Origin of the sequence: Ochrobactrum soli (assembly GCF_003664555.1) — a bacterium.
Classification (GTDB): Bacteria; Pseudomonadota; Alphaproteobacteria; order Rhizobiales; family Rhizobiaceae; genus Brucella; species Brucella teleogrylli.
Window position 1 is genome coordinate 435,599 of the sequence record NZ_RCHH01000003.1, and the last position, 12,453, is coordinate 448,051.

Here is a 12,453-nt window from a genome sequence, read left to right on the forward strand (position 1 = left end):
GACAGGCTCACCCTTCGACAAGCTCGCCCTTCGACAAGCTCAGGGGAGGGCGTTGCAGACTACGCTCCCCTCATCCTGAGGAGCCGTTGAAAACGGCGTCTCGAAGGATCGAAGGATTGAGGAACCGAAGGCTAATCAGGCCTCGACGAGTTTCAGGCTCTTGTCGAAAACGCGCAGCACGCGGTCCAGTTCATGGCCGCGCTTCATGATCAGTCCGCTTGCAGCGATGACCGCGTAAGCGCCTTGCTTTTGCGCGAGCTTGGGATTTTTCTCGATCCGGAACAGCGGAACCTCGCTGGCGCGTCGGAAGATGGAAAAGACCGCCCGGTCGCTCAGATGGTCGATAGCGTAGTCGCGCCAGGCACCGGCGGCGACCATGCGGCCATAGATGTTCAGGATCTTGCCAAGTTCATGCCGGTCGAAACTGATGGCGGTGGGAACCGGCCTTGCGCGGTCGAGAGAGACGACCTTTGGCGACGCGGACGCGTTGGACGAGGATGATGAATCCTCTGCGCTTGAAATATCCATGTCCTTCCTTTCAGCCCTGTGGGTGGCGAAGCGGCAGGTGCGTTTGAAACGCATGACAGGAGGGTGATGCTTTTGTGAAACAAATTCAAGTGCGGGAAGGCGCGGCACCGTTCAAATGAACGGGATTTCCCTCATAAAACGCTGGATTTTGCACGCGGGCCGCTGTGCATTAGCTGTTCACGAAAAACGAAAGTCTGTCGGCAATGGTGATCGTTGAACACATTTTCGCCTTGTCAGCTTCGCATTCCAGCCTGATTATGGCTTCAGCATCTACGTGTTGCCTGAGACGGTTCGGTTCGGGTATGTCCGACCCCAAGCCCCCCGCCCAAAGGACTGCCCGAGCCGAACCAACTTTTTCGTCCGACCGAGCCGCAACACCAGATATTCCCGCAATATGACAGCTAACCTCACACCATCCGGCCCGATGCCGAATGGATAATGGCTTGCGGCCGAATGCCTGCGATCAGAAGCCGACCGGCGCTTTCTGCTTGAACATGGCTGCGCCATGAATGCGCCCGAGCGAGTTGTCGTCCCGGGTTTCCTGAAGAATGACCGCGCAACCGGAAACATCCTTACGCTTCAATTCAGAAGCAGGGAGCTCGATTTTCAGCGGCTTGCCATCCCACATGCCGATCGTGTTGATCTCGCTCACCGTGTTTCGGTAGGTGATATCCTGACCGGCATTCTCGCCTTCGGTGATTGGGATGGTGACCGCATCGCGGAAATAGAACAGAACGACATGCACCGGCGACTTTGGCTTTTCGCCAGCCCCGATCTCGATGGACAGGCGACCATCGTCGAGCCGGTTGATCGCAACCGGCACTGTCAGCTTGTCGGCGGCGACCTGTGCCTTGATGGCGCCCGCATCGCGCCCATTGACCTCCGCCTGACCATTGATGATGGCCTGCGGCGTATAGATCATGCGCGCGTTGAAGGAGTTACGGTAAGCATTCTGGCGGTCGGTATTATCCTGAGTGGCAAGCGTGTCGCGCCACCCCATATAATCCCAGTAATTGACGTGGAACGACAGCGCCAGCACGCTGGGGTCATCGGCGAACTTGGCAAAATTATCGTCCGCCTTCGGGCAGGACTTGCAGCCCTGACTGGTGAAAAGCTCTACCACCGCGGTTTTCTTGGGCGCTGCTTCAGCCGATGCAGAACCCTGCATGGAAACGCAACCGGTGAAAGCCAGCCCCAGAACGGCGCAGACATTGCGCCAGCCCGGCAGGGAATCGCCGGTCAGCCATGTGGCTGTTCCATAGAATGAGGGCTGAACGGTCACTTTGTATGATCCTGCATTAATTGACGATGACATCTATTATGTAGGAATTACGCCGATCAATGGGAATTCACGTTGCGGTGAGATTCAGCGGCGAGTGTGCTCTATTTGCGTCAGAAACGAAAAGGCCGCCGGATTGCTCCGGCGGCCTTTTTGTTTCAGTCGGGCGCTGATTAAGCAGCGAGATCGCGCAGAACGGTCTGCAGAATGCCGCCGTTCTTCATGTAGTCGAGCTCGTCCAGCGTATCGATGCGGCAGATGAGCGGAACCTTCTTCACCGAGCCGTCGGCATAGGTGATGGAAGCTTCGACCTTCTGACGCGGACGCACATCGGCCAGACCTTCGATGGTGACGATTTCGTCGCCCTTGAGGCCCAGCGTCTGCCAGCTCGTGCCTTCCTCGAAGACGAAAGGCACAATGCCCATGCCGACGAGGTTGGAACGGTGGATACGCTCGAAAGACTGCGCAATCACGGCCTTCACGCCAAGCAGGTTGGTGCCCTTGGCAGCCCAGTCACGCGAAGAACCATTGCCATATTCGACGCCTGCGAAGACGACGAGCGGCACGCCCTCGGCCTTGTACTGCATGGCAGCATCATAGATCGAGGTTTCTTCCTTCGACGGGTAGTGGATGGTGTAGCCGCCTTCACGTCCGTTTTCGCCCAGCATGTGGTTGCGGATACGGATGTTGGCGAAGGTGCCGCGCATCATCACTTCATGGTTGCCGCGACGCGTGCCGTACTGGTTGAAGTCGGCAACGCCAACGCCATGGTCGATGAGGTATTTACCGGCAGGCGACTGCGCCTTGATCGAACCGGCAGGCGAAATGTGGTCAGTCGTGATCTTGTCGCCGAAGAGGCCAAGAATACGAGCACCCTTCACGTCGCCGATCGTGCCAGCCGACTTGCCCATGCCGACGAAGTAAGGCGGGTTCTGCACATAGGTCGAGTTGTCGTCCCATGCATAGGTCTGGCCCGCAGGAACCTGAACGGCCTGCCAGTTTTCGTCGCCCTTGAACACGTCCGCATATTTCTCCGAGAAGATTTTGCGGGTGACGTTCTTGGCGATGAAGTCCTGGATTTCCTGAGAGGAAGGCCAGATGTCGCGGAGGTATACCGGGTTGCCGTTCTGGTCTTCGCCAAGCGGCTCCTTGGTCAGGTCCTTGGTGACCGTACCGGCAAGAGCATGAGCGACGACAAGCGGTGGCGAAGCAAGGTAGTTTGCCTGTACATCCGGCGAAACGCGGCCTTCGAAGTTACGGTTGCCGGACAGAACGGCAGCCGCGATCAGGCCCTTTTCGTTGATGGTCTTGGAGATCGGTGCCGGCAGCGGACCGGAATTGCCGATGCAGGTCGTGCAGCCGAAGCCGACGAGGTTGAAGCCGAGCGCATCGAGATCCTTCTGGAGACCGGCGGATTCGAGATAGGCGGCAACGACCTGAGAGCCGGGCGCGAGCGAGGTCTTGACCCAAGGCTTGGTCTTGAGGCCCTTGGCGACGGCGTTGCGGGCCAGAAGACCGGCAGCGATCAACACGCTCGGGTTCGAGGTGTTGGTGCAGGACGTGATAGCGGCAATCACCACATCGCCATGGCCGAGGTCGAAATCTTCGCCTTCGACGGCATAGCGCGTGGTCTGGCCGGTGGTCTTCTTGTATTCGTTTTCGAGCGAGGTCGCGAAACCGGAGCCGATGTTTTCCAGCGGAATGCGGCCTTCAGGACGCTTCGGACCGGCCATCGAGGGAACAACGTCGCCCATGTCGAGTTCGAGAACGTCGGTGAAGACCGGATCGGCTGCGCCCTTGTCGCGCCACATGCCCTGCGCACGGCAGTATGCTTCAACCAGCTCGATGCGATGTTCATCGCGACCAGTGGTGTTCATGTAGTTCAGCGTTTCGCTGTCAACCGGGAAGAAGCCGCAGGTTGCGCCATATTCCGGCCCCATGTTTGCGATGGTCGCACGGTCGGCCAGCGTCATGTTTTCGAGGCCTTCGCCGAAGAATTCGACGAACTTGCCGACAACGCCCTTCTTGCGCAGCATCTGCGTGACGGTGAGCACGAGGTCGGTCGCGGTGACGCCTTCCTTGACCTTGCCGGTCAGGCGGAAGCCGACGACTTCCGGCAGAAGCATGGAAACCGGCTGGCCGAGCATGGCAGCTTCAGCTTCGATGCCGCCCACGCCCCAGCCCAGAACGCCAAGGCCGTTGACCATGGTGGTGTGGCTGTCGGTGCCGACGCAGGTGTCGGGATAAGCGACGGTTTCGCCGTCTTCTTCCTTGGTCCAGACTGCCTGGGCCAGATATTCGAGGTTCACCTGATGGCAGATGCCGGTGCCTGGAGGAACAACGCGGAAGTTCTGGAACGCCTGCTGACCCCACTTCAGGAAGCGGTAGCGTTCGCCATTGCGCTGATATTCGAGGTCCACATTGGCCTTGAATGCGCTTGGATTGCCGAATTCGTCAACGATGACCGAGTGATCGATGACCAGATCGACGGGCACGAGCGGGTTGATCTTTTCCGGGTCGCCGCCGAGCGCCTTGAGGCCGTCGCGCATGGCTGCAAGGTCGACAACAGCTGGAACGCCGGTGAAATCCTGCATGAGAACGCGGGCCGGGCGGTAGGCGATTTCTGCACCGGCTTTGCCGCGGTCGGCCAGCCACTTGGCGACAGCTTCAATATCCGACTTCTTGACGGAGCGGTCGTCCTCGAAGCGAAGCAGGTTCTCAAGAAGAACCTTCATGGAGAAAGGAAGCTTGGAAACGCCTTCGAGGCCGTTCTTTTCGGCTTCGGTCAGGCTGTAATAGACATAGTCTTTACCGCCGACGGTGAGGGTTTTGCGACATTTGAAGCTGTCAATGTGTGACACTGCGTTCGTCCTTATGCTACTGGCCGGAAAACCAGGACGAACGCCTAGGCTAGCGTTTCAAGGACGCGCCAAGGTGCGGGTGCAGTCATTTCCGCTGTCCGTCCCGAAGCCTGGGTCCTCACGGGCGCCAGGTGTTTGAGATCGGCCAAAAATGGTTTCCACGCCGACCGCTGGCGTGGTAGCCCTCATATAGAGAGTTTTCTAAAACGATTCCAGACTGAATTTCGTGAATTCGCTGCCTTGCGGCGAAATGTTGCGATCCTTCCGTTCGTTCCCGAAACTCTGGGAGACGGTTGGTTTTTGAGGAGAGAAAATGCGGCTTGAGGCCGAAAATCTGGGTGGCGAACGGGGTGGCGAGACGATCTTCTCCAACCTTTCTTTCACGCTCGATGGCGGGGAGGCGCTGGTTGTGACCGGCCCGAACGGGTCCGGCAAATCCACCTTGCTGCGAATCATCTGCGGTCTGCTCGCGCCGGAAGAAGGCCGGATCGCACTGATCGAGGACGGCGCATCGCTGCCCGTGCAGGCGGCCTGTCATTATCTCGGCCATCAAAATGCGATGAAACCGGCCTTGAGCGTGCGCGAAAATCTTTTGTTCTGGCAGCGTTTTAACGGCGCGGGAGCGCTCGACATTGATGACGCGCTGGAAGCTGTCAACCTGCCCGGCGTCGAACATCTGCCTTTCGGCTATCTCTCCACCGGGCAAAAGCGCCGCGTCTCCATAGCCAAGCTTCTGGTCAGCCATCGCCCGCTATGGATTGTCGATGAGCCGACCGCCGGTCTCGACAAGGCGTCGGAAACCCGTTTTGCCGTGCTGATGCGCGACCATCTGCAACAGGGCGGCATGATCATTGCCGCCACGCATATTCCGCTGGGGCTGGAAGGCGCGAACACGCTCGATATGGCCAGATTCTCGCATGAGGCGTTTTGATGCTGGCGCTGTTCCTTCGCGACATGCGCCTGAGCTTTCGCGCGGGCGGCGGTGCGCTGGTCGGCATATTGTTCTTTCTCGCTGTTATTTCGGTGATGCCATTCGGCGTCGGCCCGGACCTCAATCTGCTGGCGCGGATCGGTCCGGCCATGCTGTGGATCGGCGCCTTGCTGGCGACGCTGCTCGGCCTCGACCGGCTCTTTCAGGCCGACCGTGACGATGGCTCGCTCGATCTGCTGCTGATCGGCTCCGACCGTCACATGCTGGCGCTCACGGTTCTGGTCAAATGCGTCGCCCATTGGACGGCGAGTGTCTTGCCGCTGGTAATCGCCTCGCCCATGCTCGGCCTGTTCATGAATATGGATGCGGCGGCAATCGGTGCCACAACCCTGACGCTTCTGGTCGGCACACCCGCCATCGCCTTTGTCGGTGCGGTGGGTGCGGCGCTGGCGGTGGCGCTGCCGCGCGGCGGACTGCTTGTTTCGGTCATCGTGCTGCCGCTCACCATTCCGGTTCTCATTTTTGGTGTATCTGCTTCTTACGGAGCGACGGTAGACAACGCCCCCTTTCTGGCTCCATTTCTGGTGCTTGCCGCACTGACGCTGTTTTTCGCTGTGCTGGGGCCGCTGGCCGCGAGCGCGGCGCTGAAGAATTCGGCGGATTGAGCATGATCCCGAAAAGTGGGAACCGCCTTCGCGGGGAAAACAGTCCACTGGACTGTTTTCTGATCCCGCTACGATCGGAATCGGATCATGCTCGACCGATTGACGCAGTTGAGCGCGGTCAATTGAACGGCATAAGGGGGGAGGTTAAGTATAGGTCATGACGAAAGACGCCGTGAAAACCGCAAGCTGGCTCGATATGGCCAATCCCACACGCTTCCTCGCTTTTGCGGGCAAGGTTTTGCCGTGGCTGGCGGGGCTTGCCGTTCTGTTCCTTGCCGCCGGTCTCGGTATGGTTTTCCTGTCGCCGGACGATTACCAGCAGGGCCTCACAGTCCGCATCATGTATATCCATGTGCCTTTCGCATGGCTTTCCATGATGTGTTACTCGATCATGGCAGTGTCGGCTCTCGGCACACTGGTCTGGCGGCATCCGCTGGCTGATGTCTCGATCCGGGCCGCAGCGCCACTGGGCGCGGTGTTCACGGCTTTGGCGCTTGCCACGGGTTCGCTCTGGGGTAAGCCCATGTGGGGCACGTGGTGGGTGTGGGATGCACGCCTGACCTCGGTTTTCGTGCTGTTCCTGATGTATCTCGGTATCATCGCGCTATCGCGCGCCTTCGCCGATCCGGCCAAGAGTGCCAAGCCGGTGGCGGTGCTGACGCTGGTGGGCTTCATCAACATCCCGATCATCAAATTCTCGGTCGACTGGTGGAACACGCTGCACCAGCCAGCTTCTGTTTTCCGCATAGGCGGGCCGACCATCGATGGCTCCATGTTGCGACCATTGTTCGTGATGGCGATTGGCTTCACGCTGCTGTTCCTTGCGCTGCATATGATGGCGATGCGCAACGAAATCTGGCGTCGCCGCGTGGCTTCGATGAAGAAACTGGCCGCCCGCAACGCTGATCGCAAACGCGGCAAACAAATGCAGGAGGAGGGCGCGGTATGAGCAATCATCTCGGCTTCGTCATGGCCGCTTATGGCATCACCATCGCGGCGCTTATCCTGACCGTTGGCTGGATATTTATCGATCAGCGTATCCAGAAAAACGAACTAAAGCGGCTTGAGGCGCAGGGCGTGCGCCGCCGCTCATCAAAGGCGCCGGTTCAATGACGGAAACGACGCAAAAGCACGCCGCGCCGAAAAAGCGCGCCACATGGGTAGCGCTGCTTCCATTGCTGGTGTTTGTGGGGCTTGCAGCCGTCTTTGCCGTGCAGCTTTTGTCCGGCAAGGACAGTTCCGCTATTCCATCTGCTTTGATCGGCAAGCAAGCGCCGCAAACCAATCTCCCGGCGGTCGAAGGCCTGATGCGCGATGGCGTTCCGGTGCCGGGCCTCAACAGCGAAGATTTCAAAACGGGTCCGGGGGGCAAGCTGACACTGGTGAATGTCTGGGGATCGTGGTGCGTTCCCTGCCGTCAGGAGCATCCGCTCCTGATGGAAATCGCCAGGGACAGCCGCATCCGTCTGGTGGGCCTTAACTACAAGGACCAGCCCGAAAACGCCCGCCGCTTTCTGGGCGATCTCGGCAATCCCTTTGCCGCTGTCGGTGCCGACCGTGCCGGTCGGTCAGCCATCGAATGGGGCGTCTACGGCGTGCCGGAAACCTTCCTCGTCGGCCCCGATGGCAAGATCATTTACAAGCATGTCGGCCCGTTCACGCCGGAGTCGGTGCGGGATGATCTGATGCCTGCGGTGGAAAAGGCCTTTCAATAATCATCGACCTTACAACGTCGTGGTTTATGGACGTTGCTGCGCTGCTCTTTTCCCTCATCCTGAGGAGCTGTTGAAAACAGCGCATCACCCTGAGCTTGTCGAAGGATCGAAGGGCTGAGGGAAAAACGCACATCTCCCCTCAGCCCTTCGAGACGGTTCCCTTCGCAAGCTCAGGGCCCCTCCTCAGGATGAGGGGGGCGAAGCAACGGGTTTACAACGAGCAGATTATGAAAAAGCCCCGCGTTTGCGGGGCTTTTGCTTTTCTTTTGATCAATCCAATCAATCCGGCAATTTCCGCACCGCACCCTTGGCGGCGCTGGTTGCCATGGAAGCATAGGCCTTCAGCGCGGTGGAAATCTTGCGCTTGCGCTCTTCGGCTGGCTTCCAGCCTGTTGCTTCCTGCTCTGCGCGGCGTTCGGCCAGCGTCGCATCGTCCACGGCGAGGTGGATCTTGCGGTTCGGAATGTCGATATCGATGATATCGCCTTCGCGCACCAGACCGATCGTGCCGCCTTCGGCTGCTTCCGGTGAAACATGGCCGATGGAGAGGCCCGACGAGCCGCCCGAGAAACGACCGTCGGTAATCAGCGCGCAGGCTTTGCCGAGGCCTTTCGACTTCAGATAGCTGGTCGGATAGAGCATTTCCTGCATGCCGGGGCCGCCGCGTGGGCCTTCATAGCGGATCAGCACGATATCGCCAGCCTTGATCTTGCCGTTCAAAATGCCGAGTACCGCCGTATCCTGGCTTTCGAAGATGCGAGCCGGACCGGAGAATTTCAGGATGGAATCATCCACGCCTGCCGTTTTCACGATGCAGCCGTCTTCCGCCAGATTGCCGTAAAGCACGGCCAGACCGCCATCCTGACTAAACGCGTGTTCCTTGGAGCGGATAACGCCCTTTTCGCGGTCGGTATCGACGCTATCAAAGCGGCGCTCCTGGCTGAATGCCACCTGCGTCGGCACGCCTCCCGGTGCCGCCGAATAGAACTTGTGCACCATTTCGCTGTTGGTACGGGTCACGTCCCAATGATCCAGCGCCTTGGCAACCGTCTGACTGTGCACGGTCGGCAGATCGGTATTGATCAGGCCCGCTTTGTCGAGCTGGCCGAGAATGCCCATGATGCCGCCCGCACGGTGCACATCTTCCATGTGAACCGTATTGTTGGCAGGGGCGACCTTGCAAAGCACCGGCACGCGGCGCGACAGGCGGTCGATATCGGCCATGGTGAAATCGATTTCGGCTTCCTGCGCGGCGGCGAGAAGATGCAGAACCGTATTGGTCGAACCGCCCATGGCGATGTCGAGCGTCATGGCGTTTTCAAACGCCGGGAAGCTTGCAATCGAGCGCGGCAGCACGCTTTCATCGTCCTGCTCGTAATAACGGCGGGCGAGATCGACGACTAGATGGCCGGCTTCTACGAAGAGGCGCTTGCGGTCGGCATGGGTTGCGAGCGTCGAGCCGTTGCCCGGCAGTGACAGGCCAAGCGCTTCGGTGAGGCAGTTCATCGAGTTTGCGGTGAACATGCCCGAGCACGAACCGCAGGTCGGGCAGGCGGAGCGTTCAATCGTCTTGACCTGCTCGTCGGTATAGTGATCGTCGGCAGCGGCGACCATGGCGTCAACCAGGTCGAGCTTCTTGATCTGGTCGTCCCAGACGACCTTGCCGGCTTCCATCGGTCCGCCCGAAACGAACACGACCGGGATATTCAGGCGAAGTGCCGCCATCAGCATGCCGGGGGTGATCTTGTCGCAGTTGGAAATGCAGACCATCGCATCGGCGCAATGGGCATTGACCATATATTCGACCGAGTCGGCGATGAGTTCGCGCGATGGCAGCGAATAGAGCATGCCGTCATGGCCCATGGCGATACCGTCATCGACCGCGATGGTGTTGAATTCCTTGGCCACGCCGCCAGCACTTTCGATTTCGCGCGCGACGAGCTGGCCGAGATCCTTGAGGTGAACGTGGCCCGGCACGAACTGTGTGAACGAGTTCACCACAGCAATAATCGGCTTGCCGAAATCCTCATCCTTCATGCCGGTGGCGCGCCATAGGCCGCGCGCACCCGCCATATTGCGGCCGTGGGTGGTTGTTCGCGAACGATAAGGAGGCATTTTCTGACCTTTTAGGAATTATTCTAACTTTATAATGCGGTATGACAGAACCACCCGCAGCAGGCAAAGCGCAAATTGCCCCATATTGCCAGAAGCGGGACCATTTGCCGGTTTACGGACAACGAAAGGGGTTCTCTCGTGCGCAGGCTTTCGCAGGCGCAATTGACCTCAATCTAGCAGGTTCTTGTTATAATGCAAAAGAATTTGAGCTCAAAACGTAACGAAATTGCTTGAACTCAATTTGCTGCTGTCCCCATGGCTGTGTCGAGAAGGGCATTTGCCATCTTCATACGCTGTTCCGCATCGGCGCGAAACTCTTGTGGCAGGCGGTCTGGATGATTGCTCGCGGCAAAGGAGCGACGCAGGCGTTGAAGCTCAGCGCGCGTCAGGCCGGGGCGAAGGTTCAACTCTTGCCGTATCGCGTCGCGCGACTGGTTTTGCATGCGCTCTGCGATTGCTTGCCGTTCGGTCTCTCGCTGGCCGCTCTCGGCCGACTTTTCCTCAACATCGAAAAGCGGCGCAAGATCGATTTCCGGGCGTGAGGGTGCGGCACTATCGCCCAACCTTGCCGAAAAGAACGCCGATGCAAGATTGATCTGCGACCGGCGACCGGCCTCTTCCTGACCGGAATTCGCCTCGGTTTCTTTCAGGACAGTCGCAAAATCTGGGAACGCCCGCCGCATCGGTCTCAGCGCACCGCGCCGGCTGAAAGGGCGGTTGCCAGCGTGCGGGTCAGTATGGTGGGCGGGATCGGCTTCTGAAAGACCGGCACTTCAGGATAGCGCGCCGCAAGCTCGGCGGGCAGCCCGCCGCCGGTATGGATGACGACGAATGTGTTGCGGCTTTTCAGCCGGTCCAGGATAGGTTCCACATTGCCGTCAATCAGATTGACATCGAGGATGGCGGCATCGACTTCATTGCGATTAATGAGATCCATGGCCTGCCGGACAGTGCCGACCGGACCGACAACCGTTCCGTTCGCGTCTTCCACAGTCGCGGCAACGTCGAGAGCGACGAAAATTTCGTCCTCCACAACCAGTATGCGTCGCTGTTCAAGATCGTTCATCACTGTCTTTCACCTCTGCGGGAGCCCACTGAGCGAGGCCCGCGCTTCCATACAGAAAATGCGCGAACACAGAAGGTAGTTCCCTTCGCCGCATGATAATTCACTTATGGTGAATCAAATCTTTACCGCCGGAAGGGTGCTCCAGAAGGTAATTAGCCGATAATCAGAATGCCGTGAAAGTCAGCGTTGTCAGGGACCGCACGATATGCGGGATATTGAGCACATTGTCGTTGATGAACTTGCCGATATCGTCGCCCTCGGCGATATAGATTTTCGCCAGCAGGTCGAATTCACCGCTGGTCGAATAAAGCTCGGACACAATCTCGCGCTGAAAGAGAGTGTCGGCAACCTCATAGGTTTTGCCGGGAGCGCACTGCAGTTGCAGGAATACGGGCTTCATGTCTCTACCTTTCGCATCGATGGCGGCGTTCGAGGTTTCAAACACGGTCGGGCTGGCGAAATCAAGAGCCATTGCGGAATGAGGGCTTATCAATCGCTGCAAATCCTGTTCGAAACCCGACTGACGGCCCGGCCAAAAGCTGTGGTCAAAAAGAGCATTGGGTCATAATTGCTCTGGTAATATATCAATTTCAGGTGATGATCGGCTTTGCGTCCCAAATCGCTGTTATAGTCCCGCGCTTCGCATCGGGAACAATTTTCGACATATATCGATGCATTTCGAGGAGTATCCGAAAGTCTCATGAAGTTTATGTCTGTTTTGTCCCCGGCCTTTGCCCTCGCTTGCCTTGTTTCCCTGGTTTCGATGGCATTGCCTGCTTCCGCGATGAATGCGTCCGAGAAAGCGCAGCTCGAAAAGCTCGATCCGGTAACCCGTCTGGAACAGCGCTGCGATGTCGAGGCCATGGAGCGGATTACCCGCGAACAGAATAAATTTTCGGTCGATAAGGTGCTGGCCTATGCTTTTTCCGATCCGGTGACGAAGAAGAATTCCATTGCGGCAGACGGTGCTGCCTTCCGCAGCCGCGAGCACTGGTACAAGCTCGCCTTTACCTGCAAGACGGATGATGAACACATCAATATAACGTCTTTTCAATATGATATTGGCGACGAAGTCCCCGCCGACCAGTGGGACAAGCACTATCTGGTGCCGTGATTCAATAAAATCGCTGTATTTATAAATAACTGATAATCTTTGCGTCAAAGATTACAGCGCGCGGCATTCTTTCATTGCGCTCGTTCAATATTCCGAAATAATTGGGATTGCCAGCTGGGGGCGATGTGTGGTCTCTCAATACATCAATTATTGCTAAACTTATAATAATAATCGGTTTT

General features: G+C 58.1%; 13 protein-coding genes. 6 read left to right on the forward strand and 7 right to left on the reverse strand.

What is annotated here, in order from left to right; all coding sequences use genetic code 11:
• Positions 1-135 precede the first annotated feature (135 nt).
• From D8666_RS07495 to acnA, 3 genes are all read right to left on the reverse strand, one after another.
• Positions 136-528 (reverse strand): DUF2794 domain-containing protein, encoded by a 393-nt coding sequence (locus tag D8666_RS07495; RefSeq protein ID WP_109368131.1) that lies wholly within the window; start codon positions 526-528, stop codon positions 136-138.
• A gap of 463 nt (positions 529-991) precedes the next feature.
• Positions 992-1,726 (reverse strand): DUF1223 domain-containing protein, encoded by a 735-nt coding sequence (locus D8666_RS07500; RefSeq protein ID WP_109370140.1) that lies wholly within the window; start codon positions 1,724-1,726, stop codon positions 992-994.
• Between the two features lie 254 nt (positions 1,727-1,980).
• The gene (gene acnA, locus D8666_RS07505; RefSeq protein WP_121537044.1) at positions 1,981-4,668 is read right to left on the reverse strand and encodes an aconitate hydratase AcnA; all 2,688 of its coding nucleotides are present in this window, start codon (positions 4,666-4,668) and stop codon (positions 1,981-1,983) included.
• Between the two features lie 313 nt (positions 4,669-4,981).
• Here acnA and ccmA point away from each other — a divergent pair, with 313 nt between their 5' ends.
• The 5 genes from ccmA (at position 4,982) to D8666_RS07535 (ending at position 7,979) form a co-directional block, all read left to right on the forward strand.
• Entirely contained in the window at positions 4,982-5,599 is a 618-nt protein-coding gene (gene ccmA, locus D8666_RS07515; RefSeq protein ID WP_121537046.1) for a heme ABC exporter ATP-binding protein CcmA, read from the forward strand.
• Positions 5,599-6,264, forward strand: coding sequence for a heme exporter protein CcmB (ccmB, locus tag D8666_RS07520; protein WP_121537048.1), 666 nt, complete (start codon positions 5,599-5,601; stop codon positions 6,262-6,264). Before ccmA ends, ccmB begins: the two co-directional genes overlap by 1 nt.
• A gap of 157 nt (positions 6,265-6,421) precedes the next feature.
• Complete coding sequence (locus tag D8666_RS07525) at positions 6,422-7,213, forward strand: heme ABC transporter permease (protein ID WP_121537050.1); 792 nt, start codon at positions 6,422-6,424, stop codon at positions 7,211-7,213.
• On the forward strand, positions 7,210-7,377 hold the full coding sequence (gene ccmD, locus D8666_RS07530) for a heme exporter protein CcmD (protein ID WP_121537052.1): 168 nt from the start codon (positions 7,210-7,212) through the stop codon (positions 7,375-7,377). Before D8666_RS07525 ends, ccmD begins: the two co-directional genes overlap by 4 nt.
• A complete protein-coding gene (locus tag D8666_RS07535; protein ID WP_121537054.1) occupies positions 7,374-7,979 on the forward strand; it encodes a DsbE family thiol:disulfide interchange protein in 606 nt (201 codons plus the stop codon). Before ccmD ends, D8666_RS07535 begins: the two co-directional genes overlap by 4 nt.
• A 279-nt stretch (positions 7,980-8,258) precedes the next feature.
• Here D8666_RS07535 and ilvD read toward each other — a convergent pair whose 3' ends face one another.
• The 4 genes from ilvD to D8666_RS07555 all read right to left on the reverse strand — a co-directional run bounded on the left by ilvD (position 8,259) and on the right by D8666_RS07555 (position 11,560).
• Positions 8,259-10,094: a dihydroxy-acid dehydratase gene (gene ilvD / locus D8666_RS07540; RefSeq protein ID WP_121537056.1), complete on the reverse strand. Its 1,836-nt coding sequence runs from the start codon at positions 10,092-10,094 to the stop codon at positions 8,259-8,261.
• A gap of 236 nt (positions 10,095-10,330) precedes the next feature.
• Positions 10,331-10,777, reverse strand: coding sequence for a hypothetical protein (locus D8666_RS07545; protein WP_121537058.1), 447 nt, complete (start codon positions 10,775-10,777; stop codon positions 10,331-10,333).
• Positions 10,778-10,782: 5 nt separating this feature from the next.
• Positions 10,783-11,160, reverse strand: coding sequence for a response regulator (locus tag D8666_RS07550; protein WP_109368140.1), 378 nt, complete (start codon positions 11,158-11,160; stop codon positions 10,783-10,785).
• Positions 11,161-11,323: 163 nt separating this feature from the next.
• Positions 11,324-11,560, reverse strand: a complete 237-nt coding sequence (locus D8666_RS07555) for an Lrp/AsnC ligand binding domain-containing protein (RefSeq protein WP_109370141.1) — start codon at positions 11,558-11,560, stop codon at positions 11,324-11,326.
• Between the two features lie 300 nt (positions 11,561-11,860).
• Between D8666_RS07555 and D8666_RS07560 the strand changes: the two genes are divergently transcribed.
• Entirely contained in the window at positions 11,861-12,274 is a 414-nt protein-coding gene (locus tag D8666_RS07560) for a DUF930 domain-containing protein (RefSeq protein ID WP_109368141.1), read from the forward strand.
• Positions 12,275-12,453: the final 179 nt, after the last annotated feature.